The organism is Pantoea sp. F_5 (assembly GCF_008631595.1).
GTDB lineage: Bacteria > Pseudomonadota > Gammaproteobacteria > Enterobacterales > Enterobacteriaceae > Pantoea > Pantoea gossypiicola.
Genome location: NZ_VWUO01000001.1, coordinates 285,934 through 310,451 on the forward strand (window position 1 = coordinate 285,934; position 24,518 = coordinate 310,451).

The following is a 24,518-nucleotide window of genomic DNA, read 5'->3' on the forward strand; positions in this document are numbered from 1 at the left end:
ATGTATCTCGGTATTGATATCGGTACTTCAGAGCTTAAAGCGCTGATCGTGAACACGCAGGGTGAGATTGTGGCGTCTCAGCACGCCACGCTCAGCGTGCAGCGTCCGCATCCTCACTGGGCAGAACAGGAGCCTGAACGCTGGTGGCAAGCCTGCTGTGAGGTTCTGGCGGAATTGCGTCATCAGTTTCCTCAGGCCTGGGCTGAGATTCGCGCGATAGGATTGTCCGGTCAGATGCACGGGGCCGTGCTGCTGGATGCCGGGGGCAGGGTGCTGCGTCCATGTATCCTGTGGAACGACACGCGCAGCGCACCACAGTGTGAAAGGCTGGCGAAGCAGCATCCCCGGATGATAGCGATCAGCGGCAATATGATTATGCCTGGCTTCACTGCGCCGAAGCTCTGCTGGGTCGCGGAACATGAGCCAGAGATCTTCAGCCGTATCGATAAGGTGTTGCTGCCGAAAGATTACCTGCGCTGGCGTCTGACCGGGCGCTTTGTCACTGAGCCTTCGGATGCTGCCGGAACGCTGTGGCTCGACGTCTCCCGGCGTGACTGGTCGGACGAACTGCTGACCATCACGGGACTGACGCGTGCCGCCATGCCTGAGCTGGTGGAAGGCAGTGCTGTAAGTGGACATCTGCAGCCGACACTGGCGAGCGAGTGGGGCTTATCCACCTCAGTCACGGTTGCAGGCGGCGGCGGGGACAATGCCGCGTCGGCCGTCGGGGTAGGCGCGGTGAACGCCGGAGATGCTTTTATCTCACTGGGGACGTCCGGTGTGATTTTTGTCGTCAATGACCGCTTGCAGGCGGACCCGCAATCCGGGGTGCACGCCTTTTGCCATGCGCTACCGGGCCGCTGGCATCAGATGAGTGTGATGCTCAGCGCCGCCAGTTGTCTGCGCTGGCTGTGCAATCTGCTGTCGGTGAGTGAAAGCCAGCTGATGGAGGAGATGGCTCAGCTCAGTGATGAACAGCTGCGCAGCGCCCCGATTTTTCTGCCCTATCTCTCCGGGGAGCGCACCCCTCACAACGATCCTGACGCCTCTGGCGCTTTCTTCAATCTGCGCCATGAAACGCCGCGCGCCCTGCTGGGCTATGCGGTGATTGAAGGCGTGGCATTCGGACTGGCTGATGGGGCAGAGGCGCCTGGCGAGGCCCGGCACCCCATTCAGCAATACAGCCTCACTGGTGGGGGAGCACGCAGCACGCTGTGGGCGCAATTGATTGCCGATGTGCTGCAACTGCCGGTTGTTACCCACCCGGCCAGCGCCTCTGGCGCGCTGGGGGCGGCACGTCTGGCGTGGCTGGCTGATGGCGGTGCTGAGCATGAGGTATGTCTGAAGCCGCCAGTCCAGGCGCGCTATCAACCGGACGACGCTCGCGGAGCCGTGCTGCAACAGCGGCTGCGTCTGTTCCGGGAACTCTACATCCAGCAGCAACAGGTGCGTAACCTGCTGCCTGCCTGACGACTAACCAAACAGAAGGTGATTGTGATGCAATCGAACGAATACTGGTTTGGCTTACCGAAAAAGATGTTCTGGGGCTTCCTCGCTATCGCCATCTTTATGGCGGGTGATGGCTTTGAAATGGCGTTTCTGTCGCGCCATATCACTGACATGGGCTTTTCGCCCGCGCAGTCTGCCGTCGTGTTCACCTTCTATGGTCTGGCAGCCGCGCTGGCAGCCTGGGCATCGGGCGTGGTCGCCGAGCTGATCACGCCGCAGCGCGCGATGATGATTGGCTTTGTGCTGTGGATCGTCATGCATGCCCTGTTTATGTCACTTGGGCTTGGACTGCGTAACTATCCCCTCATGGTGCTGTTTTACGGCATTCGCGGGCTGGCTTATCCGCTGTTTATCTACTCTTTCATGATGATGCTGGTGCAGGTCTTACCGCGCGAGAAACTGGCGGCGGCGACCGGCTGGTTCTGGGCGATGTATTCAATCGGCATTGGCGTGGTGGGCAGCTATCTGCCCAGTCTGACCATTCCGATGCTGGGGGAGACCGGAACGCTGTGGCTGGCCATCATCTGGGTAGCCTGTGGTGGGATTCTTGCCTGGTTCAGCCTGCGCAACGTGCCGGTAGATCGTTCCCGCGTGAATCTGCCGATGCGTGACAAGATGACAGAGATGTCGCGTGCCGTGACCATCCTGTTCACCAATCAGCATGTCTTTTATGCCTGCCTGATTCGCATCATCAACACGCTGTCCCTGTTTGGTTTCGCCATTATCATGCCACTGCTGTTTGTCGACCGTCTCGGCTTTACCCTCTCTGAGTGGCTACAGATCTGGGCGGTGTTCTTCTTTGTTACCATCTTTACGAATATCTTCTGGGGCCTCACCGGTGAGAAGCTGGGCTGGATCCGTCAGGTACGCTGGTTTGGTTGCCTGGGAATGGCTATCTCCAGCCTGACCTTCTATTACCTGCCGCTGTATGCGGGGCATAATTTCTGGGTGGCATTAATTCCTGCGGTCATGCTGGGGATCTTTGTCGCCGCGTTTGTGCCGATGACCGCCGTCTTTCCGACGCTGGAGCCGCATCACAAAGGGGCAGCGGTCTCGATTTACAATCTCTCCGCGGGACTCAGTAACTTTGTGGCACCGGCTATCGCCTCCGTCATGCTGCCATTCTTCGACATCGTCGGAGTGGTATGGGCCTATACCGCGCTGTATGTGTTCGCTGGCGTGCTGACCTTCATTATCCGCGTGCCACAACCGGGGCACACGCGGGAAGAGAAGGCGATGCAGTCGCGGGTCGCCGGACAGCGTAGCTAATTACCCCTGCGGCGGCCCCGGGCCGCTGCAGGGTTATCCTGCGACATCCTGCAAGGCTTCCTGCAAATCGTACCAGCGGAAGCCGAAACCAGAGGCTTCCAGCCGCTTTGGCAGCACATGCTGTCCTCCCAGCACCAGTACCGACGACTCCCCCATCATCAGCTTAATGGCGCTGGCGGGCGTACGCATAAAGGCCGGGCGATGCATCACCCGCCCCAGCGTGGCGGCAAACTGCTCATTGCGCACCGCGTAAGGGGCCACCATGTTGAACGGGCCGTGCAGATCCTCATGATCCAGCAGCCAGAGAATCGCGTTGACCATGTCATCAATATGGATCCATGGCATATACTGTTTGCCACTGCCGATCGGCCCGCCCGCGCCAAACTTAAACGGCAGTTTCATTTTACTGAGTGCGCCGCCTTCACGAGCCAGCACCACGCCGGTGCGTATCAGGCAGACGCGGGTACGTTCACTCGCGGCGCTGAGCGCCAGCTGCTCCCAGCGGGCGCAGAGCTGATGGGTAAACTCATCATGGCCCTCATCCTCTTCAGTCAGCACCAGATCGCCGGTATTGCCATAGAAGCCGGTTGCCGAACCAGAAATCAGGACGGCGGGTGGCGTTGCACTGGCATTAATCAGTGAGGCAATCTGCTCGGTGATCTGCCAGCGGCTTTCGCATAGCTGCTGTTTATGCGGCTCCGTCCAGCGCTTGTCGGCGATGGGTTCGCCCGCCAGATTAATCACCGCATCGATGTTATTCAGGTTTGTCTGTTGCGCCAGACCTGACCAGAGTGCGACGTTCTCGCCCAGTTTTTCACGCGCGCTGACCACGTCACGGGTCACCACGCTTATCTGATGCCCCAGCTGTTGCAGGCGCGGGATCAGGTGACGACCAATCAGTCCCGTGCCACCGGTAATAAGAATGTGCATGTTGCGGCTCCCTTTGTGTTTTTGTTATGTGCTCCTTTCAGCATAGAAGAGCGGAGCCACTCTGAAGTGCGTCGCGTCGCGCTTTGTTATTCCGGCGTGAGAGATCGGAGCAGCTCAGCGTTGCCTTCGCAAAAAAAAATCGGTAAACATGATGCAACCCTGACAGCCAATTGAGGTAACCGATGAAGTATCCGTCCATCACCCTGTGGTCAGATTCATCATTTTTCAGTCCTTACGCTATGTCTGCCTATGTTGCTCTTACCGAAAAAGGGATCCCATTCCAGCTGAAACGTGTCGATCTGTCGCAGAATCAGCAACACGCCGCAGCATACCGCGAGCTGTCGCTGACCTGCCGCGTGCCGACTCTGCAGATTGATGACTTCCTGTTAAGCGAATCCTCGGCGATTACGGAATATCTCGAAGAGCGTTTTCCGGCACCCGAATTTGAACGCCTCTATCCACGTGACCGTGAGAAGCGCGCCCGTGCCAGAGAGATTCAGGCCTGGCTGCGCAGCGACTTCCTGTGGATCCGTCAGGAGCGTCCGACAGAAGTGCTGTTTGCCGGTGAACGTTTTGCGCCACTGACTGCGTCAGCGCAGCAGGCGGTGGATAAACTGGTTACCGCTGTCGATCGTCTGCTGCCTGAGGGGCAACAGAACCTGTTTGGTGAGTGGTCCATCGCGGATACCGATCTGGCAGTCATGCTTAACCGGCTGGTATTACATGGCGATCCTTTGCCCACCCGTCTGCGGCATTATGCTGAGTTTCAGTGGCAGCGAGCCTCGGTACAACTGTGGTTAGCAGAAAGTGGTAAAAATCGGTAACAGCCAGAGCTTGCTCAGGCTGTCGGAAGTGATTACCTTACGCCACATAAAAATAACGACGTGGCAAACTGCGTACTTAACTGTACGCCAAACAGGAAAGGGTTACTGATGGTGGATCAAACTGCGGGTGACGGCATCGAGTGGGTCGATATCGTAAACGAAGAGAATGAAGTCGTTGCTCAGGCGACACGTGCGCAGATGCGTGCTCAGTGCCTGCGTCACCGCGCCACCTATATTGTGGTTCATGACGGTATGGGCAAGATTCTGGTACAGCGTCGCACCGAGATAAAAGATTTTATGCCGGGCAAACTGGACGCAACCGCGGGCGGCGTGGTGCAGAGCGGTGAAGATATGCTGGAATCTGCGCGACGTGAAGCAGAAGAGGAGTTAGGGATCGCCGCGGTGCCGTTTGCTGAACATGGCAAATTCTACTTCGAAGATCAGCACTGTCGTGTCTGGGGCGGACTGTTCAGTTGTGTATCACACGGGCCATTCGCCATGCAGGAATCGGAAGTCGATGAGATTATCTGGATGACGCCCGATGAGATCACTGCACGTTGTGATGAGTTCACCGACGATTCGCTGAAAGCGCTCTCCCTGTGGATGAGCCGCAACGGCGATAACCGGGCCTGAAAACAGGCGCTTTAATTCAGGTTATTCATCCGCATCAGACCGGGCCGCTTTGTTACCGGCGAAAAAAAGGCATGCTCCGGGGCATGCCTTTTTCGTTATGACCAGCCGTTTAGCCTTCAGCCTGCTGGGACTGAATCGCCGTCAGGGCGATGGTATAGACGATGTCATCCACCAGCGCACCGCGAGACAGGTCATTGACCGGCTTACGCATCCCCTGCAGCATCGGTCCGATGGAAATCAGATCGGCTGAACGCTGTACTGCTTTGTAGGTGGTGTTACCGGTATTGAGATCCGGGAAGATAAACACAGTAGCGCGCCCGGCAACCTGAGAATTCGGCGCTTTGGATTTCGCCACATCTTCCATGATCGCCGCGTCATACTGTAACGGACCATCGATCACCAGATCAGGCCGTTTCTCCTGCGCAATACGCGTGGCTTCACGCACTTTTTCCACGTCGCTGCCCGCACCTGATGTACCGGTAGAGTAGGAGATCATCGCCACACGCGGATCGATACCAAAGGCTTTGGCTGAATCGGCGGACTGAATCGCGATTTCGGCCAGCTGCTCAGCGGTAGGGTCCGGGTTAATCGCACAGTCGCCGTAAACCAGCACCTGCTCCGGCAGCAGCATAAAGAACACCGAGGAAACCAGTGAGCTGTTAGGCGCGGTTTTGATCAACTGTAGCGGCGGACGAATGGTGTTGGCGGTGGTATGAACCGCACCTGACACCAGGCCATCCACTTCGCCGCTCTCCAGCATCATGGTGCCGAGTACCACGTTATCTTCCAGCTGCTCCTGCGCGACCACTTCGGTCATGCCTTTGCTCTTACGCAACTCAACCAGACGCGGCACGTAGTTTTCACGAACCTGTTCCGGGTCAACAATCTCAACGCCTTTGCCCAGTTCAACACCCTGAGCCGCAGCGACACGCTGAATCTCATCCGGGTTGCCTAACAGTACGCAGGTGGCGATGCCGCGTTCAGCACAGATAGCGGCCGCTTTAACCGTACGCGGCTCATCGCCCTCTGGCAGCACCACGCGTTTGCCCGCTTTACGCGCCAGCTCGGTAAGCTGATAGCGGAAGGCAGGTGGTGACAGTCGACGGCTGCGCTCAGATGTGGCGGTCAGTGACTCAATCCAGTCAGCGTTGATGTAGCTGGCGACATATTCCTGCACTTTCTCGATGCGCTGCGTGTCATCAGCAGGCACTTCAAGATTAAAGCTCTGCAGGCTCAGGGAGGTCTGCCAGGTATTGGTTTTCACCATAAATACCGGCAGGCCGGTCTGGAAGGCACGGTCGCAGAGACGGGCAATGCGGTCGTCAATCTCGTAGTTACCGGTCAGCAGAATAGCGCCAATCTCAATGCCGTTCATCGCGGCCAGACAGGCGGCGACCAGCACATCCGGGCGGTCTGCGGAGGTGACCAGCAGAGAGCCAGGACGGAAATGTTCCAGCATGTGCGGGATACTGCGGGCGCAGAAGGTTACAGATTTCACCCGGCGGGTCTGAATCTCACCTTCGTTGATGATGCGCGCATCCAGGTGGCGGCACATATCAATGGCGCGGGTCGCAATCAGATCAAAGCTCCACGGCACGCAGCCCAGCACCGGCAACGGACTGTCTGAGAAAAGCTGCTTAGGATCGATATTGGCAATACTGGCTTTTGAGGAGTCATCAAAGATTTCTGACAGGTCAGGGCGGGTACGTCCCTGATCGTCAACCGGCGCGTTGAGTTTGTTGATGATCACGCCCGTAATGTTTTTATTCTTCTGACCGCCGAAGCTGCTCTGGGTCAGCTCAATACGCTCTTTCAACTGGGCCGGTGAGTCGTTACCCAGCGCCATCACAAAGACGATCTCGGCATTCAGCGTTTTGGCGATTTCATAGTTCAGTGCGTTGGCGAACTGATGCTTACGGGTTGGAACCAGACCTTCAACCAACACCACTTCCGCATCCTGGGTGTTGGCATGGTAACGGGAGATGATCTCTTCCATCAGCACATCCTGCTGGTTGGAGCCCAGCAGTGACTCAACACGCGACATCTGCAGCGGCTCTGCGGCAGGAATCGAGGAGTTCTTACGGATGATGGTGGTGGTTTGATCCGGAGTGTCGCCGCCAGCACGTGGCTGAGCAATCGGCTTAAAGACGCTAAGGCGAACACCTTTGCGCTCCATGGCGCGGATAACGCCCAGGCTGACGCTGGTCAGGCCGACGCTGGTGCCGGTCGGAATGAGCATAATTGTACGTGACACGTTTGAACCTCTCAGTAGTGGCAGGGTGTCAAAAACAACTCCGTCAGCCTGAGCTGACGGAGAAAACGATTTTACGCAGTCAGACGCGCGGCGTCCTGGGCGATGACCAGCTCTTCGTTGGTCGGAATCACCAGCGCCGGGCGGGTGCCTTCTTTATTGATGTAGCCTGACTTGCCGAAGCGGGCCGCCAGGTTGCGCTCGTGGTCGACGTCAAAGCCCAGCAGTGCCAGTTTTTTCAGTGAAAGTTCACGAACCATCGCGGCATTTTCACCGATGCCGCCAGTGAACACGACGGCGTCAAGACGACCTTCCATCAGCGCGCTGTAGCTGCCGATATATTTCGCCAGGCGATGACAGAAGACATCCATTGCGCGCTTCGCATCTTCTTTGGTGGTGTAGTTATCTTCTACGTAGCGACAGTCGCTGGTGACTTCGGTCAGACCTAACAGGCCAGACTCTTTGGTCAGCAGTTTATTGATGGCATCAACGCTCATACCCAGCGTATCGTGCAGGAAGAAGATGATCGCCGGATCGATGTCGCCACTGCGGGTTCCCATCACCAGACCTTCCAGCGGAGTCAGACCCATTGAGGTGTCTACGCACTCGCCATTACGAATGGCAGAAACTGAACCACCATTACCGAGGTGACAGGTGATAATGTTCAGTGACTCAAGCGGCTTATTAAGCATTTTGGCGGCTTCGTGAGTCACATAGAAATGGCTGGTGCCATGCGCGCCATAGCGACGAACGCCATGCTCTTTATATAATTTATACGGCAGCGCATAGAGATAAGACTCTTCCGGCATTGTCTGATGGAAAGCCGTGTCGAATACCGCGACATTCTTGTCTGACAGGTGGGGGAAGTTTTTCATCGCTTCATCAATACCGATCAGATGAGCCGGGTTGTGCAGCGGTGCAAAAGAAGAGGCGTCTTTGATGCCCTGTATCACGTCTTCAGTAATGATGACTGACTGAGTCAGCTTCTCGCCCCCATGAACGATACGATGGCCGATTGCAGCAATTTGTGCCGAAAGCTCAGGTTTTTGTGCCAGAATGGTTTTAACAATAAAGTTCAGCGCTTCGCTATGCGCTGCGCCAGCACCCAAAGGCGCTTCCTGTTTTTCGCCTTCCAGCTTCCATTTGATGCGGGCCTCAGGAAGGTGGAAACATTCCGCCAGGCCTGACAGGAACTCTTCACCGCTGGCAGGGTTGAGAATGGCAAACTTCAGGGAAGAGCTGCCACAGTTCAGAACCAGAACTAACTTACTCGACATGGAAGTACCTATTTTTTGAGAGTGGCTAAATAAAACGCAATCAGACTAACAGCGTAGCCCATGAAAGCTGGTAGATTAATGACAAACATCATGCGGTAGACAGAAAACTGTATTTCCGCAAAAAATTTCAGCAATCTTACGCGAAAATTTGAAGATTGCCTTGTCGAAACTTGGCTCAGGCCTCTTCCCAACGGCGCATCCCGCTTGCGGAAAGGTGTTAAAACGGCGTCAGAATAGCTGGAGTCATCTTTAAAGACAAAAATAATTGAAGGATGTTACGTAAAGTTGTGTGGTTATAACTATTTTTTAATCTTTGCAGTATTAGTTGAGGTGAGCCATGGCGAATGAATCCGGCAGTACCAATTGGTTTCGGCTATTTCAGCGCGGCCAGCACTATATGAAGACCTGGCCCGCTGATAAGCGCCTGGCCCCGGTTTTCCCGGAAAACCGCGTTTCATCGGCAACGCGTTTCGCCATTCGCTTTATGCCACCTCTGGCGATTTTTACGCTGACATGGCAGATCGCGATGGGCGGTCAGTTAGGTCCGGCCGTAGCAACGGCACTGTTTGCCTGTAGCTTGCCGATGCAGGGACTATGGTGGCTGGGTAAGCGTTCAGTGACGCCGTTGCCGCCGACGCTGCTTAATTGGTTTCATGAAGTGCGTGCCCGGCTGGAAGAAGCGGGGCAGGCGATAGCACCGGTAGAAGGCAAGCCGACCTATCAGGCGCTGGCCGACCTGCTTAAGCGGGCGTTTAAACAACTCGACCGCACCTTCCTCGACGATCTCTGACCGATACCCGGGCTGGCGGTAAAATAGTTACCGCTAACCTGCGGCTAAATCAAAGAAAGGCGATACGGCGATTTCCGTGTCGCTAACGCTGTGCAATCATTTCTCCATTGTCGATTAACTGAGCGGTTTCTGACCGGGAGTGAATGATGGAAATGACCCATGCGCAGCGTCTGATTCTTACTAACCAGTACAAAATCATGGCCATGCTTGAGCCGGAAAATGCTGAACGTTTTCGCCGTTACCAGACCATTATCGAACGCGGTTATGCGCTGCAGATGCGCGAGCTGGATAAAGAGTTTGGCGAACTCAGCGAAGCGATCTGCCGGACGGTGATCGATATTATGGAGATGCATCATGCGCTCCACGTTTCCTGGTCAAACCTGAAAGATAAAGGTCAGCTGGAAGAGCGCCGTCTCGCCTTTCTGGGCTTTGATGCGGCAACGGAAGCACGCCTGCTGGGCTACGTCCGTTTTATGGTCAATACCGAAGGGCGTTATACCCACTTCGATTCCGGCACCCATGGTTTTAACGCACAGACTCCAATGTGGGAAAAGTATCAACGCATGTTAGCTTTGTGGCAGACTTGTCCGCGCCAGTACCATTTAAGTGCAAACGAAATTGCGCAAGTGATTAATGCCTGATGAGGAGGAGTGCGTGACCTACAGAGGTTTTCTATTTGATTTAGACGGCACGCTGGTCGATTCACTGCCAGCGGTTGAACGAGCCTGGAGCCAGTGGGGAGCCCGTCATGGTATCGCCGCTGACGAGATCCTGGATTTCATCCATGGCAAACAGGCGATTACCTCTCTGCGTCATTTCATGGCAGGCCAGTCGGAAGAGGCTATTCAGGCTGAGTTTGTCGCGCTTGAGCAGGCTGAAGCGGCATACACCGACGGTGTGCAGGCGCTGCCAGGCGCCAGAGCGCTGCTGAACCGGCTGAACGCGCTGCAGATCCCCTGGGCCATTGTCACCTCCGGTTCGGTGCCGGTTGCGCATGCCCGACATAAAGCTGCAGGCTTGCCGAAACCTGCGGTGTTTATTACTGCCGAGCAGGTTGCTAAAGGCAAACCTGAGCCCGATCCTTATCTGCTGGGGGCGGAGAAGCTGGGGTTAGCGGCGACGTCATGTGTGGTGGCAGAAGATGCACCCGCGGGTATTTTGTCTGGCCTGAACGCGGGCTGTACGGTAATTGCTATCAATCCTCCGGCGGAGACGCCGCGACTGGATGACGTGGCGCTTCGGCTCGAATCACTGGCGTCGCTGGTGGTCACTCGTGAGTCTGATGGCAGCTTTACCTTCAGTCAGCAGGCTTAAAGATTAGCCCGGCGGCCAGACCGTCGGGCTTACAGTGGCGTATCCTGCGAGATTTCATCCAGCGACAGGCTGAAGCTCGGAATGAACACCTCAACGAAGTAATCCATCTCTGGTGAGCGCCGCTGCGCTAAGGTCTTTTCCAGCCGCGCTTTGGCCAGCAGGAATTCGTTGTTGCCGGCAGACAGCTCCTCAAGACATTTTACATAGGCACAGAGCGCATCCGCCTGTTTCACCACGGCCTGCTCCTCTTCGCTATGCAGATGCTCGTCGATCAGCGGGCGATAGATCGCCTGAAACTCTTCCGGCAACATCTCAATCAGCTTCTGCTGCGCAATTTTCTCGATTTTTTTATATTCATGCGCGATCTGCGCGTTGTAATACTTGACCGGCGTTGGCAGGTCGCCGGTCAGCACTTCGCTGGCGTCATGATAAAGCGCCAGCATGGCGATGCGGTCGGCGTTAAGCGAGCCGCTGAATTTGAGATTTTTGATGACGGCCAGCGCGTGCGCCACCATGGCGACCTGCAGACTGTGTTCAGACACGTTTTCGGTGCGCACGTTGCGCATCAGCGGCCAGCGGTTGATCAGCTTAAGACGGGAGAGGTGAGCAAAGAAGTGGCTTTGAGTCATGCGCGTTCCTGTTAGCAGGCAGGGGAGAGACAGGCTCTCCCCAAATAGCGTCAGTATACGCGGGCGTGACTACTGACGATAGCCTTGCAGAAAGCGTCCAAATTTATTAATCGCCATCTCCAGATCATCCACACGAGGCAGCGTAACAATGCGCAGGTGATCGGGCCACGGCCAGTTGAAAGCGCTGCCTTGTACCAGCAGTACCTTCTCCTGAAGCAGAAAATCCAGCACCATTTTTTGATCGTCAAAAATATTGAATTTTTTGGCGTCAATTTTCGGAAACATGTAGAGCGCGCCCTGCGGCTTTACACAGCTGACACCGGGAATATCGTTGATCAATTCCCAGGCACGCTGGCGCTGCTCATAAAGACGACCGCCAGGCATGATAAATTCGCTGATGCTCTGGTAGCCGCCCAGCGCCGTCTGAATAGCATGCTGGGCCGGTACGTTGGCACACAGGCGCATCGACGCCAGCATCTCCAGCCCTTCAATGTAGCCTTTCGCATGTTTCTTCGGGCCGTTCAGTACCATCCAGCCCTGACGGAAACCGGCTACACGATAGGTTTTGGAAAGGCCATTGAAAGTCACGGTCAGCAGATCGGGGGCCAGGGCAGCGATACAATGATGCTGCGCCTCGTCATAAAGGATCTTGTCGTAGATCTCATCAGCAAAAATGATCAGGTTGTGCTGACGCGCAATTTCAACCACCTCTAACAGCAGTTCTTTGCTGTAGACCGCGCCGGTCGGGTTATTTGGATTGATAATCACGATACCGCGGGTACGCGGTGTTATCTTGCTGCGGATATCATCCAGGTCAGGGAACCAGCCTGCTGACTCATCACAAAGATAGTGCACCGCTTTTCCGCTGGAGAGGGAAACCGCAGCCGTCCACAATGGATAGTCAGGTGCTGGCACCAGCATTTCGTCGCCGCTGTTCAGTAACGCCTGCATCGCCTGCACGATGAGTTCTGAAACGCCGTTGCCAATGTAGATATCTTCTACCGTGACATCACGCATATCGCGCGCCTGATAGTGCTGCATGATCGCTTTACGGGCGGAATAGAGACCCTTGGAGTCGCAATAGCCCTGAGCACTGGGAAGATTACGAATAACATCGACCAGAATTTCGTCTGGTGCTTCGAAACCGAACGGCGCCGGATTGCCGATGTTGAGCTTAAGAACTTTATTGCCTTCTTCTTCGAGGCGTTTCGCCTCTTTCAGTACCGGGCCACGGATGTCATAGCAGACGTTATCGAGTTTTCCGGATTTATCTATTTGAAAAGTCATTGTTACCGCCTTAACGGGCAGAATCCTTTTTGGCTGCCACTGAAATCGAACCAGCACAATGTACTCTCCTGCCGGTCACAAATGAAGGGTGACACCCCGTTTTGGCGGGTTCGACAACTTTTCAGACGGTGAGTAGCGTAAAAAATATTTACCGAGGCTTGAGGTGGTTGATAAAACCAAAAACAATGCATATGGAAATATTTTAATCTACCCAAAGGGGGTGCTGAGACAACATATGGCTCTGGTATTGTGAAATGCTATATGAACGTTATGGAAAGAGCGCTTTTCTTTGCCCCTGAAATATACACTTAGGTAAATAGTTAAATGATATTTTATAAATGTTCACTTTATGGACAATTTTGTAATTCGTGCAACGTCTACGCCTTAACGCTGCTTAAGAGTGGCCTGTTTAAGGTCTTGTGATCGCCGGAAAAGTACCAAATGAAGAGGTATTTCTGGTGCGCTTTTATCAGCATTGTGAGCAGTACTTAACACTTCTTCACTAAATTTCGGAAAGCTGAAGGCTTAAAAAGTGATCAATAATATGGCATAAGGGTCCGGAAATGCCTTTAGCACAAAATTTACAGCGCTTTTCACAAAATCATTTCCATTTTGAAGTCAAAAATGATTAAGTATAATTTATTATTTAATGCACATAGCCGCTTCGTCTTGCTGGCCTGTAAAGTGCGATTTTTATCCCGCCCCAATGTTTCTGGTGGGAATAAGACAACTACGCAGCTTCCTGCATTTGCGCATCCCAGCGCCATCGGTTCAGAAGTTGTATCTGTCTTTGCAGCACCGTGACCCGTTTAGTTGAGTCAGCAGTGCCGGTTCCAGATGAAATTTTTTTATGTCAGTCTTCACACAGGGCTGTCATTAAGCACCATTACCGCTTATCACTTTGATAAGCTTGTAATAACACCAGGGTAGTAGTTCGTAAAAATCTTATAAGTGAAGAAAAAACATGACTAATGCAAATCGTCCGATACTCAATCTCGACCTCGATCTGCTGAGAACTTTCGTTGCCGTTGCGGATTTGAATACCTTTGCAGCGGCCGCTGCAGCGGTCTGCAGAACCCAGTCAGCAGTCAGTCAGCAGATGCAGCGTCTGGAACAATTGGTAGGTAAAGAGCTGTTTGCCAGACATGGACGTAATAAGCTGTTAACAGAGCACGGGATCCAGCTTTTAGGCTATGCCAGAAAAATCCTTCGTTTCAATGACGAAGCCTGCACCTCACTGATGTACAGTAATATTCAGGGTGTGCTGACCATTGGTGCCTCTGATGACACCTCTGACACTATTCTGCCTTTCCTGTTAAACCGGGTAACCTCGGTTTATCCGAAACTGGCAATCGATGTTCGGGTTAAACGTAATCCATTTATGATGGAAATGCTCAATCAGGGTGAAGTGGACCTGGTTGTGACGACCTCTAGCCCGGGTAACTTTACCTATCAGGTCCTGCGTACTTCACCTACCTTATGGTACTGCGCAGCGGATTATATCTTCCAGCGCGGCGAAGCCATTCCATTGGTGCTGCTGGATGAGCCAAGTCCTTACCGCGATATGGCCATTGATCATCTTAATGAAGCGGGCATCCCGTGGCGCATCTCCTACGTCGCTTCCACACTGGCTGCAGTGCGAGCCGCAGTGAAAGCGGGACTGGGCGTAACTGCGCGTCCGGTAGAGATGATGAGTCCGGAACTGCGCGTGATGGGAGCGGCGGAAGGCCTGCCGGTTCTGCCAGATACGCAATATCTGCTGTGCCGCAATCCTGACAGCGATAATGAGCTGGCACTGGCTATCTTCAACGCCATGCAGTCCACCAATGATCCGTATAATCTGAGCAACAATCCAGAGGGTACATTGCTGTTGGATGACGAAGAGTAATTTCGCTAACGTGTTGTACTCAACACCGGCGTGATTGCCTTAACAAACGCTTATAAATAGGCCTCTCATTCCCTGAACAGAACGAGAGGCTTTTTTATATCTGACCCTCTTCATACTTTTTCCTCTGCCACTCTTCCTGATGTAAAACCCTCACTGTATTTCACTTGCCAGGAAACTGAAATTTGCTAACCGATTTAATGAACCATCTGTTCCGGATTACAGTTTGAGGTGAAGAAATTTAACGCAAAAAGGATAAAACTGTGTTCTGGATCAAGAAAATACCCCTGATAAGGGGAAGGAAAACAGAGTCATACCTGTCAAAATATGTTTGTTAAATGCACGATCCATGCATGTGAATACCCGCTACACTAAAATTAACCCTACAGACTGAAGCGATTTAGCTGGAAAGCGGGGCATCATTTGTTAATAATATGATGCAGCTGTGAAATAATGTTTGGATACTTTTGTCAAAGTTGACAAAAGGTTATAGAAAGGAGTAAAAAACCCCATAAAATGGCTGCTTATTACCTGATAACAGCAACATTTGAAAGGTTTTTACCCTTCCCTTGAATCGATGTGGTCAGTTTGCTGCGGGAAACGCGTGCAGGATGCCAGCGCCACTTTTGATGAGTAAGCAATGAGTATGTCAACTACCACCGAAATCATCGCTCAGCACTGGGCGTTTATCGTATTTATCGTTATTGCCTTTGGCCTGTGTGCTTTCATGCTGACCGGAGGATGGCTGCTTGGCGGCAGAGCGCGCGCCCGCTATAAAGACACGCCATTCGAATCGGGCATCGAATCCGTTGGTGATACCCATATCCGCCTGTCGGCGAAATTTTATCTGGTTGCGATGTTTTTCGTCATTTTCGACGTCGAAGCCCTCTTTTTATACGCATGGGCGACTTCAATCCGAGAAAGCGGTTGGATCGGCTTTGTGGAAGCCGCAATTTTCATTTTGGTGCTCCTGGCGGGTTTGGTCTATCTGGTACGCATTGGCGCACTGGACTGGGCGCCAGCTCGCCGTCGCGTGGTGGTGAAAACCACTACGGTCAGCCACACCAATCCTCATAAGCAGTAAAAGAGAGGCAATAAGATGGACTATACGCTCACCCGCATAGACCCGAACGGTGGTGAGAACGACCGTTATCCTCTGCAAAAGCAGGAAATCGTCAGCGATCCGCTGGAGCAGCACGTTCATCGCAGCGTTTATATGGGCAAACTCGAAAATGCCCTGCATGACATGGTGAACTGGGGACGTAAAAACTCACTCTGGCCGTACAACTTCGGCCTGTCCTGTTGTTACGTAGAGATGACCACGTCGTTTACCGCAGTCCACGACGTGGCGCGTTTTGGTGCTGAAGTTATGCGTGCCTCGCCACGTCAGGCGGATTTCATGGTTATTGCCGGTACGCCCTTTACTAAAATGGCCCCGGTAATTCAGCGTTTATACGATCAGATGCTGGAACCAAAATGGGTCATCTCCATGGGGGCCTGCGCCAACTCGGGCGGCATGTATGACATTTATTCGGTGGTGCAGGGCGTCGATAAATTCCTGCCGGTCGATGTTTACATTCCTGGCTGCCCGCCACGTCCTGAAGCCTACATGCAGGCACTGCTGCTGTTGCAGGAGTCGATCGGCAAAGAGCGCCGTCCGCTTTCGTGGGTTGTCGGTGACCAGGGCGTTTACCGCGCCAATATGCCTTCAGAGCGTGAAAGAAAACGCGGCGAGCGCATCGCAGTCACAAATCTGCGCAGCCCGGACGAAGTTTAAAACCGTATGGATGGAAAACCGCGCCTGCAGCAGAACATCACAATTTAATGCATGGCCCCATCCTGACGCCTTCATTTGAGTGCCTGAGACCAGGCCGGAATGGTGAGTAACGTATGACAGATTTGACCACGCAAGATCTCGCTCAGCCTCTATGGCAAACCCGTGATCACCTTGATGACCCGGTGATTGGCGAGTTGCGTAACCGTTTTGGGCCGGATGCCTTCACTGTTCAGCCAACCCGTACCGGGATTCCGGTGGTCTGGGTTAAGCGTGAACAGATACTGGAAATCACCGAGTTTCTGCGTAAATTACCCAAGCCTTACGTCATGCTGTATGACCTGCATGGCGTGGATGAGCGTTTGCGTACCCACCGTGCAGGCCTGCCTGCGGCGGATTTTTCCGTTTTCTACCACCTGCTGTCGATTGAGCGCAACCGCGACATCATGCTCAAGGTGGCACTCTCTGAAAACGATATGCATCTGCCGACCATCACCCGTCTTTTCCCGAATGCCAACTGGTATGAGCGTGAAACCTGGGAGATGTTTGGTATTACCTTTGATGGCCACCCGCACCTGACCCGCATCATGATGCCACCAACGTGGGAAGGCCATCCGCTGCGCAAAGATTACCCGGCGCGCGCCACGGAGTTCGATCCTTTCACGCTGACGAAGCAGAAAGAAGATTTAGAGATGGAGGCGCTGACCTTTAAGCCTGAAGACTGGGGCATGAAGCGCAGCACCACCAACGAAGATTTTATGTTCCTCAACCTTGGGCCTAACCACCCGTCGGCGCACGGTGCATTCCGCATCATTCTGCAGCTGGATGGTGAAGAGATAGTCGACTGCGTGCCTGACATCGGTTATCACCATCGTGGTGCCGAAAAGATGGGCGAGCGTCAGTCGTGGCACAGCTACATTCCTTACACTGACCGTATCGAATACCTCGGCGGCTGCGTAAACGAAATGCCGTACGTGCTGGCAGTGGAAAAACTGGCCGGTATCGTGGTGCCCGATCGCGTTAACGTGATCCGCGTGATGCTCTCTGAGCTATTCCGCATCAACAGCCATCTGCTCTATATCTCGACCTTTATTCAGGACGTCGGTGCCATGACACCGGTGTTCTTTGCCTTTACCGATCGCCAGAAGATCTATGACGTGGTTGAAGCCATTACCGGTTTCCGTATGCATCCGGCCTGGTTCCGCATCGGCGGTGTAGCGCATGATCTGCCGCGTGGCTGGGAACGTCTGCTGCGTGACTTCCTGGACTGGATGCCGAAGCGTCTGAAGGAGTATGACAAAGCCGCACTGCGCAACACCGTACTCGTTGGCCGTTCTAAAGGCGTGGCTGCGTACAACATGGAAGAAGCGCTGGCGTGGGGCACCACCGGTGCCGGTCTGCGTGCGACAGGTCTCGACTTTGACGTGCGTAAATGGCGTCCATATTCAGGCTATGAAAACTTCGATTTCGAAATCCCGGTCGGCGACGGCGTCAGCGACGCTTACAGCCGCGTTCAGCTGAAGATGGAAGAGATGTGGCAGTCGCTGCGCATTCTTGAGCAGTGTCTCAACAATATGCCAGAGGGGCCGTTTAAAGCGGATCACCCGCTGACCACGCCGCCACCAAAAGAGCGCACGCTGCAGCACATTGAAACGCTGATCACCCACTTCCTCCAGGTTTCATGGGGACCGGTGATGCCAGCCAATGAATCGTTCCAGATGATTGAAGCGACGAAAGGGATCAACAGCTACTACCTGACCAGCGATGGCAGCACCATGAGCTACCGCACCCGCGTGCGTACGCCGAGCTTCCCGCATCTGCAGCAGATTCCTTCCGTAATCCGTGGCAGCCTGGTATCCGACCTGATCGTATATCTGGGTAGTATCGATTTTGTTATGTCAGACGTGGACCGCTAATTATGCACGATCAACACATTGCCATTAAAACGATCGACCCTAACGAGGTCTTCGTGCTGAGCGCGGAAGAGCATCACGCTATTGAGCACGAAAAACACCATTACGAAGACGCGCGTGCAGCCTCGATTGAAGCGCTGAAGATCGTGCAGAAACAGCGCGGCTGGGTGCCGGATGGTGCCATCAACGCGATCGCCGACGTCCTCGGGATTCCGGCGAGTGATGTTGAGGGTGTGGCGACATTCTATAGCCAGATCTTCCGTCAGCCGGTAGGACGTCATGTGATCCGCTACTGTGACAGCGTGGTCTGTCATATCACCGGTTATCAGGGCATCCAGTCTGCACTGGAGCAGCAGCTGAAAATCAAACCGGGTCAGACCACGGCTGATGGCCGCTTCACGCTGCTGCCAACCTGCTGTCTGGGCAACTGCGACAAGGGTCCGACGATGATGGTGGATGAAGACACGCATGTGCATCTGACGCCGGAAGGCATCCCTGGTTTACTGGAGCAGTATCAATGACAATTAAACAGATCATTCGTACTGCTGAAACTCATCCGCTGACCTGGCGGATGCGTGACGACAAGCAACCTGTGTGGCTTGATGAATACCGCAGCAAAAACGGCTATGCCGGTGCGGAAAAAGCGCTGAAAAGCATGTCGCAGGATGAAATCGTCGCAGCAGTGAAAGATTCCGGCCTGAAAGGGCGCGGCGGTGCAGGCTTCTCTACGGGGCTGAAGTGGAGCCTGATGCCGAAAGATGAGTCGATGAACATCCGTTACCTGCTGTGTAACGCCGATGAGATGGAGCCAGGCACCTATAAAGACCGCCTGCTGATGGAGCAGATGCCTCACCAGCTGGTGGAAGGGATGCTGATCAGCGCCTTTGCGCTGAAGGCTTACCGTGGCTATATCTTCTTACGTGGCGAATATATTGAAGCCGCGGTGCATCTGCGCCGTGCGATTGCTGAAGCGACGGAAGCGGGTTATCTCGGTAAAAACATTCTGGGCACCGGCTTCGACTTTGAGCTGATCGTCCACACCGGCGCAGGGCGTTATATCTGCGGTGAAGAGACAGCACTGATTAACTCACTGGAAGGCCGTCGTGCTAACCCGCGTTCCAAGCCGCCATTCCCGGCGAGTGCGGGCGCGTGGGGCAAACCGACCTGCGTCAACAACGTTGAAACCCTCTCTAACGTCCCGGCGATTCTGGCCAACGGCGTAGAGTGGTACAAAAACATCTCTAAAAGCGAAGATGCCGGAACCAAAATGATGGGCTTCTCCGGACGGGTGAAAAATCCCGGCGTCTGGGAGTTGCCTTTCGGTATCACCGCACGTGAAATCCTTGAAGATTATGCGGGCGGCATGCGTGACGGACTGAAGTTCAAAGCATGGCAGCCGGGCGGCGCAGGAACCGACTTCCTGACCGACCAGCACCTGGATCTGCCGATGGAGTTTGCCAGCATCGGTAAAGCGGGCAGCCGTCTGGGCACCGCGCTGGCGATGGCGGTCGATCACGAAATTAATATGGTCTCGCTGGTGCGCAACCTGGAAGAGTTCTTTGCCCGTGAATCGTGTGGCTGGTGTACACCGTGTCGCGACGGTCTGCCGTGGAGCGTGAAAATTCTGCGTGCGCTCGAACAGAAGCAAGGTCAGCCAGGGGATATCGAAACCTTACTGCAACTCTGCCGTCAGCTTGGCCCGGGTAAAACCTTCTGCGCGCATGCGCCGGGTGCGGTTGAGCCGCTGCAGAGTGCGATTAAATATTTCCGTGAAGAGTTTGAAGCTGGCATGGCACCGCAGGTGTTTGGCAATACCCGCGCTATTGGCGGGATCCAGCCTAACCTGCTGAAAGCGCGCTGGTAATTCACCGCAGCACACGGAACAGGCCTGGTGCCGCCGCCCCGACAATGTCGTGCGTCGGGGCAAGAATATGATTAACGCTCGTCTCTGACGAGCCTTACGGAAGCATGTCACTATGGCTACAATTCATGTAGACGGTAAAGAGTATGATGTGAACGGAGCGGACAACCTGCTACAGGCATGTCTCTCTCTGGGCCTTGATATTCCTTACTTTTGCTGGCATCCGGCGCTGGGAAGCGTTGGGGCCTGCCGCCAGTGTGCGGTAAAGCAATTCCAGAATGCCGAAGATACCCGCGGTCGTCTTGTCATGTCCTGCATGACGCCGGCTTCTGACGGCACATTCATCTCCATCGATGATGGCGAAGCGAAAGAGTTCCGCGAAAGCGTGGTGGAGTGGCTGATGACCAACCACCCGCACGACTGCCCGGTGTGTGAAGAGGGCGGTAACTGTCACCTGCAGGATATGACAGTCATGACCGGCCACAGTTTCCGCCGCTATCGCTTCACTAAGCGTACCCACCGTAATCAGGATCTCGGCCCGTTCATCTCCCATGAAATGAACCGCTGTATCGCCTGTTACCGCTGCGTGCGCTACTACAAAGACTATGCCGATGGCAAAGATCTGGGTGTCTACGGCGCGCACGACAACGTCTACTTCGGTCGCCCGGAAGATGGTACGCTGGAAAGCGAATTCTCCGGCAACCTGGTCGAAATCTGTCCGACCGGCGTCTTCACCGACAAAACTCACTCCGAACGCTATAACCGTAAATGGGATATGCAGTTTGCGCCGAGCATCTGTCAGCAGTGCAGTGTCGGCTGTAACACCAGCCCGGGTGAGCGTTATGGTGAGTTACGCCGTATCGAAAACCGTTATAACGGCACCATAAACCACTACTTCCTGTGTGACCGTGGCCGCTTTGGCTATGGCTACGTGAACCGTAAAGATCGCCCACGTCAGCCGATGCTGCTGCGCGGCAACGACTGGGTCACGCTGAACGCAGAGCAGGCGGTCAATGCCGGTGCAGATTTGCTGCGTCAGGCGAAGAAAGTGATCGGTATCGGCTCGCCGCGCGCCAGCATTGAAAGTAACTTTGCCCTTCGTGAACTGGTGGGTGCAGAGAACTTCTCAACCGGGATGCCAGCGGATGAGCAGGCCCGTCTTGAACTGATGCTGAAGGTCCTGCGTGAGGGCGGGATCTATACGCCATCGCTGCGTGAAATTGAAAGCTACGATGCGGTACTGGTGTTGGGTGAAGATCTGACACAGGTTGGCGCTCGTGTGGCGCTCTCTGTTCGCCAGGCAGTGAAAGGCAAAGCGCGTGATATGGCCGCTGCGCAGAAAGTCGCAGACTGGCAGATTGCCGCCATCATGAACATCGGTCAGAACGCGAAACATCCGCTGTTTGTTACCCACGTTGATGAAACCCGTCTGGATGATATCGCGGCATGGAGCTATCGTGCGCCGGTTGAAGATCAGGCGCGCCTCGGCTTCGCTATCGCCAGTGCGCTGGATGAATCTGCGCCTGCTGTCACCGATTTCGACAGCAAACTCAGCGGGAAAATGGATGTTGTCGTTCAGGCGCTGGCCGGTGCGAAAAAGCCATTAATTATCTCCGGTACGCACTCAGGCAGCAGCGCAGTCATTGAAGCCGCAGCTAACGTGGCGAAAGCCCTGAAGGCACGGGGTGCAGATGTCGGCATTACCCTGCTGGCGGGTCACGCGAACAGCATCGGTCTGGGCATGATTGGCGGCAATCCGCTGGAGCAGGCGCTGGAGCAGCTGAGCAACGGTGAAGCTGATGCGCTGGTGGTGCTGGAAAATGACCTCTATCGCCATGCGCCGAAAGCGCTGGTGGATGCGGCACTGGCTCAGACCACGAACGTGATTGTGGTGGATCATCAGCGTACCGCAACGCTTGAGAAAGCGGGCCTGGTGCTTTCAACCGCCAGCTTCGCCGAAAGCGACGGCACCTCCATTAACCATGAAGGCCGCGCTCAGCGCTTCTTCCAGGTTTATGATCCTGCTTACTACGACAACAACATTGTGATGCTGGAGAGCTGGCGCTGGTTGCACTCACTGCACAGCACGCTGGAAAGCCGTCACGTGGACTGGACGCAGCTTGATCATGTGATCGATGCGGTAGTCACCCGTCTGCCACAGCTCGCGGGTATTAAAGAAGCGGCACCTGACGCCAGCTTCCGCATTCGTGGTCAGAAGCTGTCACGTTCTCCAATCCGTGCCAGTGGACGAACTGCAGCGCGCGCGAATATCAGCGTTCATGAACCGCGTCAGCCGCAGGACCAGGACACGATGTTCGCCTTCTCAATGGAAGGTAACAACCAGCCATCTGCGCCGCGTTCACAGATTCCGTTTGCCTGGGCACCAGGCTGGAACTCACCACAGGCGTGGAACAAATTCCAGGCGGAAGTAGGCGGCAAACTGCGTCATGGCGATCCGGGCGTGCGTCTGATTGAAGCCAGCGCGGGTGAAATACCGTGGTTCACTACCGTACCAAAAGCCTTTGTCAGTGATGGGCAGTGGCGCGTGGCACCTCTCCACCGGCTATTCGGCAGCGAAGAGATGTCACAGCGTTCACCGGTCTTCCAGCAGCGTATGGCTGAGCCTGCCCTGGTGATTAACCCGGACGATGCGGCGAAGCTGGGCGTCAACGATGGCGCAGCCGTCGAGTTCAGCTGTGCCGGTGAGACCGTGCGTCTGCCGGTGCGTTTCTCGGCGTCACTGCAGGCGGGACAGATTGGTCTGCCGCTGGGCATGCCAGGCGTTCCGCCATTCCTGGCGAATGGTAAAATCGACACTCTGCAGGAGGCGGCGCAATGAGCTGGTTAACACCGGACGTTATCGACATTCTGCTGGCCATTGTTAAAGCCATCGTAATTCTGCTGGTGGTGGTGGCCTGCGGCGCGTTCATGAGCTTTGCCGAGCGTCGTCTGCTCGGCCTGTTCCAGAACCGTTATGGGCCAAACCGCGTAGGCTGGGGCGGCTCGCTCCAGCTGGTGGCGGACATGATCAAAATGTTCTTCAAAGAGGACTGGGTTCCGCCGTTCACCGACCGCTTTATCTTTACCCTTGCGCCGGTTATCGCCTTTGTTTCCCTGCTGCTGGCCTTTGCTATCGTGCCGGTTTCGCCAACCTGGATGGTAACAGACCTGAATATCGGTCTGCTGTTCTTCCTGATGATGGCGGGCCTTGCGGTCTACGCAGTGCTGTTTGCCGGCTGGTCGAGTAACAACAAATACTCGCTGCTGGGTGCGATGCGCGCCTCGGCACAGACCCTGAGCTATGAAGTGTTTCTGGGCCTGTCGCTGATGGGTGTGGTCGCGCAGGCGGGCTCGTTCAATATGAACGATATCGTCAACAGCCAGACGCATCTGTGGAACATCATTCCGCAGTTCTTCGGCTTCGTGACCTTCTGTATTGCGGGCGTGGCGGTATGTCACCGCCATCCGTTTGACCAGCCAGAAGCGGAGCAGGAACTGGCGGACGGCTACCACATTGAATATGCCGGTATGAAGTTCGGGCTGTTCTTTGTCGGCGAATATGTGGCGATTACCACCGTTTCAGCGCTGATCGTAACGCTGTTCTTTGGTGGCTGGCATGGACCTTTCCTGCCGCCGTTCATCTGGTTCGCCCTGAAAACGGCGTTCTTTATGATGATGTTCATCCTGATCCGTGCTGCGCTTCCGCGTCCACGCTACGACCAGGTGCTGTCATTCGGCTGGAAAGTGTGTCTGCCGTTGACGCTGTTGAACCTGCTGGCGACTGCCGCAGTGATTCTCTACACAGCGCCGTAAGGGGTTAACAAATGACTTTGAAAGATATTGTCGTAGGTTTCGGCACGACAGTTCGCAGTATCTGGCTGATCGGGCTGCACGCCTTCGCCAAACGTGAAACACAGATGTACCCGGAAGAGCCGGTTTATCTGCCACCCCGCTATCGTGGCCGTATCGTGTTAACCCGCGATCCGGACGGTCAGGAGCGTTGCGTTGCCTGTAACCTGTGTGCGGTTGCCTGCCCCGTTGGCTGTATTTCACTGCAGAAAGCCGAAACCAAAGATGGCCGCTGGTATCCGGAGTTCTTCCGCATCAACTTCTCACGCTGCATCTTCTGCGGCATGTGTGAGGAAGCCTGTCCGACCACGGCGATTCAGCTGACCCCGGATTTTGAACTGGGTGAGTTTAAGCGTCAGGACCTGGTGTATGAAAAGGACGATCTGCTGATTTCGGGACCGGGTAAATATCCGGAGTACAACTTCTACCGTATGGCAGGTATGGCGATTGACGGTAAAGATAAGGGCGAAGCGGAAAACGAAGCGAAGCCAATCGACGTCAAAGGCTTATTACCTTAAGGAGC

At 54.7% G+C, this 24,518-nt stretch carries 21 protein-coding genes; 16 read left to right on the plus strand and 5 right to left on the minus strand.

Annotated features, from left to right (window positions below; genetic code table 11):
* Both xylB and F3I44_RS01465 read left to right on the plus strand, forming a co-directional pair.
* Positions 1–1,470, plus strand: coding sequence for a xylulokinase (gene xylB, locus F3I44_RS01460; RefSeq protein ID WP_150010562.1), 1,470 nt, complete (start codon positions 1–3; stop codon positions 1,468–1,470).
* A gap of 27 nt (positions 1,471–1,497) precedes the next feature.
* Positions 1,498–2,778 carry an MFS transporter gene (locus F3I44_RS01465; protein WP_150019226.1) on the plus strand — a complete coding sequence of 427 codons (1,281 nt, stop codon included), beginning with the start codon at positions 1,498–1,500 and terminating at the stop codon, positions 2,776–2,778.
* Positions 2,779–2,811: 33 nt separating this feature from the next.
* Here the strand turns inward: F3I44_RS01465 and F3I44_RS01470 are convergent, their stop codons facing one another.
* Positions 2,812–3,708 carry a TIGR01777 family oxidoreductase gene (locus F3I44_RS01470; protein ID WP_150010558.1) on the minus strand — a complete coding sequence of 299 codons (897 nt, stop codon included), beginning with the start codon at positions 3,706–3,708 and terminating at the stop codon, positions 2,812–2,814.
* A 182-nt stretch (positions 3,709–3,890) separates the two neighbouring features.
* Here F3I44_RS01470 and yfcF point away from each other — a divergent pair, with 182 nt between their 5' ends.
* Together yfcF and yfcD are read left to right on the plus strand one after the other, a co-directional pair.
* Positions 3,891–4,532, plus strand: a complete 642-nt coding sequence (yfcF, locus tag F3I44_RS01475) for a glutathione transferase (RefSeq protein WP_150010556.1) — start codon at positions 3,891–3,893, stop codon at positions 4,530–4,532.
* Between the two features lie 108 nt (positions 4,533–4,640).
* Positions 4,641–5,165 carry an NUDIX hydrolase YfcD gene (gene yfcD, locus F3I44_RS01480; RefSeq protein ID WP_003854255.1) on the plus strand — a complete coding sequence of 175 codons (525 nt, stop codon included), beginning with the start codon at positions 4,641–4,643 and terminating at the stop codon, positions 5,163–5,165.
* A 109-nt stretch (positions 5,166–5,274) separates the two neighbouring features.
* Here yfcD and pta read toward each other — a convergent pair whose 3' ends face one another.
* Together pta and ackA are read right to left on the minus strand one after the other, a co-directional pair.
* Positions 5,275–7,404 (minus strand): phosphate acetyltransferase, encoded by a 2,130-nt coding sequence (gene pta / locus F3I44_RS01485; RefSeq protein ID WP_190285908.1) that lies wholly within the window; start codon positions 7,402–7,404, stop codon positions 5,275–5,277.
* A gap of 86 nt (positions 7,405–7,490) precedes the next feature.
* The gene (gene ackA / locus F3I44_RS01490; protein ID WP_150010552.1) at positions 7,491–8,693 is read right to left on the minus strand and encodes an acetate kinase; all 1,203 of its coding nucleotides are present in this window, start codon (positions 8,691–8,693) and stop codon (positions 7,491–7,493) included.
* 337 nt (positions 8,694–9,030) lie between these two features.
* Between ackA and yfbV the strand changes: the two genes are divergently transcribed.
* The 3 genes from yfbV (at position 9,031) to F3I44_RS01505 (ending at position 10,797) form a co-directional block, all read left to right on the plus strand.
* Positions 9,031–9,483, plus strand: coding sequence for a terminus macrodomain insulation protein YfbV (yfbV, locus tag F3I44_RS01495; protein ID WP_150010550.1), 453 nt, complete (start codon positions 9,031–9,033; stop codon positions 9,481–9,483).
* 146 nt (positions 9,484–9,629) lie between these two features.
* The gene (locus tag F3I44_RS01500; RefSeq protein WP_033783734.1) at positions 9,630–10,124 is read left to right on the plus strand and encodes a YfbU family protein; all 495 of its coding nucleotides are present in this window, start codon (positions 9,630–9,632) and stop codon (positions 10,122–10,124) included.
* A gap of 13 nt (positions 10,125–10,137) precedes the next feature.
* Positions 10,138–10,797 carry a sugar phosphatase gene (locus F3I44_RS01505; protein WP_150010548.1) on the plus strand — a complete coding sequence of 220 codons (660 nt, stop codon included), beginning with the start codon at positions 10,138–10,140 and terminating at the stop codon, positions 10,795–10,797.
* A 29-nt stretch (positions 10,798–10,826) separates the two neighbouring features.
* Here F3I44_RS01505 and yfbR read toward each other — a convergent pair whose 3' ends face one another.
* Together yfbR and F3I44_RS01515 are read right to left on the minus strand one after the other, a co-directional pair.
* Positions 10,827–11,426: a 5'-deoxynucleotidase gene (gene yfbR / locus F3I44_RS01510; protein WP_013358577.1), complete on the minus strand. Its 600-nt coding sequence runs from the start codon at positions 11,424–11,426 to the stop codon at positions 10,827–10,829.
* Between the two features lie 69 nt (positions 11,427–11,495).
* Positions 11,496–12,713: a pyridoxal phosphate-dependent aminotransferase gene (locus F3I44_RS01515; protein WP_033733369.1), complete on the minus strand. Its 1,218-nt coding sequence runs from the start codon at positions 12,711–12,713 to the stop codon at positions 11,496–11,498.
* Between the two features lie 964 nt (positions 12,714–13,677).
* On the opposite strand from F3I44_RS01515, the gene lrhA reads away from it, so the two are divergent.
* From lrhA to nuoI, 9 genes are all read left to right on the plus strand, one after another.
* Positions 13,678–14,601 (plus strand): transcriptional regulator LrhA, encoded by a 924-nt coding sequence (lrhA, locus tag F3I44_RS01520; protein ID WP_150010546.1) that lies wholly within the window; start codon positions 13,678–13,680, stop codon positions 14,599–14,601.
* A gap of 637 nt (positions 14,602–15,238) precedes the next feature.
* A complete protein-coding gene (locus F3I44_RS01525) occupies positions 15,239–15,682 on the plus strand; it encodes an NADH-quinone oxidoreductase subunit A (RefSeq protein ID WP_010258058.1) in 444 nt (147 codons plus the stop codon).
* Between the two features lie 15 nt (positions 15,683–15,697).
* Positions 15,698–16,375 (plus strand): NADH-quinone oxidoreductase subunit B family protein, encoded by a 678-nt coding sequence (locus tag F3I44_RS01530; protein WP_003854245.1) that lies wholly within the window; start codon positions 15,698–15,700, stop codon positions 16,373–16,375.
* Positions 16,376–16,488: 113 nt separating this feature from the next.
* Entirely contained in the window at positions 16,489–18,288 is a 1,800-nt protein-coding gene (nuoC, locus tag F3I44_RS01535) for an NADH-quinone oxidoreductase subunit C/D (RefSeq protein WP_150010544.1), read from the plus strand.
* 2 nt (positions 18,289–18,290) lie between these two features.
* The gene (gene nuoE, locus F3I44_RS01540; RefSeq protein WP_150010542.1) at positions 18,291–18,806 is read left to right on the plus strand and encodes an NADH-quinone oxidoreductase subunit NuoE; all 516 of its coding nucleotides are present in this window, start codon (positions 18,291–18,293) and stop codon (positions 18,804–18,806) included.
* Positions 18,807–18,808: 2 nt separating this feature from the next.
* Positions 18,809–20,149 carry an NADH-quinone oxidoreductase subunit NuoF gene (gene nuoF, locus F3I44_RS01545; protein WP_175501446.1) on the plus strand — a complete coding sequence of 447 codons (1,341 nt, stop codon included), beginning with the start codon at positions 18,809–18,811 and terminating at the stop codon, positions 20,147–20,149.
* A gap of 112 nt (positions 20,150–20,261) precedes the next feature.
* Positions 20,262–22,985, plus strand: coding sequence for an NADH-quinone oxidoreductase subunit NuoG (gene nuoG, locus F3I44_RS01550; RefSeq protein ID WP_150010540.1), 2,724 nt, complete (start codon positions 20,262–20,264; stop codon positions 22,983–22,985).
* Positions 22,982–23,959: an NADH-quinone oxidoreductase subunit NuoH gene (gene nuoH / locus F3I44_RS01555; RefSeq protein ID WP_003854240.1), complete on the plus strand. Its 978-nt coding sequence runs from the start codon at positions 22,982–22,984 to the stop codon at positions 23,957–23,959. Before nuoG ends, nuoH begins: the two co-directional genes overlap by 4 nt.
* Positions 23,960–23,970: 11 nt before the next feature.
* Positions 23,971–24,513, plus strand: a complete 543-nt coding sequence (gene nuoI, locus F3I44_RS01560) for an NADH-quinone oxidoreductase subunit NuoI (RefSeq protein ID WP_003854239.1) — start codon at positions 23,971–23,973, stop codon at positions 24,511–24,513.
* Positions 24,514–24,518 lie beyond the last annotated feature (5 nt).

Excerpts from the sequence above, each read along its gene's own strand:
- yfbR (WP_013358577.1), bottom strand. The coding sequence starts at position 11,426 with ATGACTCAAAGCCACTTCTTTGCTCACCTCTCCCGTCTTAAGCTGATC.
- nuoG (WP_150010540.1), top strand. The coding sequence starts at position 20,262 with ATGGCTACAATTCATGTAGACGGTAAAGAGTATGATGTGAACGGAGCG.
- F3I44_RS01530 (WP_003854245.1), top strand. The coding sequence starts at position 15,698 with ATGGACTATACGCTCACCCGCATAGACCCGAACGGTGGTGAGAACGAC.
- yfbV (WP_150010550.1), top strand. The coding sequence starts at position 9,031 with ATGGCGAATGAATCCGGCAGTACCAATTGGTTTCGGCTATTTCAGCGC.
- nuoE (WP_150010542.1), top strand. The coding sequence starts at position 18,291 with ATGCACGATCAACACATTGCCATTAAAACGATCGACCCTAACGAGGTC.
- pta (WP_190285908.1), bottom strand. The coding sequence starts at position 7,404 with ATGCTCATTCCGACCGGCACCAGCGTCGGCCTGACCAGCGTCAGCCTG.
- F3I44_RS01465 (WP_150019226.1), top strand. The coding sequence starts at position 1,498 with ATGCAATCGAACGAATACTGGTTTGGCTTACCGAAAAAGATGTTCTGG.
- yfcD (WP_003854255.1), top strand. The coding sequence starts at position 4,641 with ATGGTGGATCAAACTGCGGGTGACGGCATCGAGTGGGTCGATATCGTA.
- F3I44_RS01515 (WP_033733369.1), bottom strand. The coding sequence starts at position 12,713 with ATGACTTTTCAAATAGATAAATCCGGAAAACTCGATAACGTCTGCTAT.
- nuoC (WP_150010544.1), top strand. The coding sequence starts at position 16,489 with ATGACAGATTTGACCACGCAAGATCTCGCTCAGCCTCTATGGCAAACC.
- xylB (WP_150010562.1), top strand. The coding sequence starts at position 1 with ATGTATCTCGGTATTGATATCGGTACTTCAGAGCTTAAAGCGCTGATC.
- nuoI (WP_003854239.1), top strand. The coding sequence starts at position 23,971 with ATGACTTTGAAAGATATTGTCGTAGGTTTCGGCACGACAGTTCGCAGT.
- F3I44_RS01470 (WP_150010558.1), bottom strand. The coding sequence starts at position 3,708 with ATGCACATTCTTATTACCGGTGGCACGGGACTGATTGGTCGTCACCTG.
- ackA (WP_150010552.1), bottom strand. The coding sequence starts at position 8,693 with ATGTCGAGTAAGTTAGTTCTGGTTCTGAACTGTGGCAGCTCTTCCCTG.
- F3I44_RS01525 (WP_010258058.1), top strand. The coding sequence starts at position 15,239 with ATGAGTATGTCAACTACCACCGAAATCATCGCTCAGCACTGGGCGTTT.
- lrhA (WP_150010546.1), top strand. The coding sequence starts at position 13,678 with ATGACTAATGCAAATCGTCCGATACTCAATCTCGACCTCGATCTGCTG.
- F3I44_RS01500 (WP_033783734.1), top strand. The coding sequence starts at position 9,630 with ATGGAAATGACCCATGCGCAGCGTCTGATTCTTACTAACCAGTACAAA.
- nuoH (WP_003854240.1), top strand. The coding sequence starts at position 22,982 with ATGAGCTGGTTAACACCGGACGTTATCGACATTCTGCTGGCCATTGTT.
- yfcF (WP_150010556.1), top strand. The coding sequence starts at position 3,891 with ATGAAGTATCCGTCCATCACCCTGTGGTCAGATTCATCATTTTTCAGT.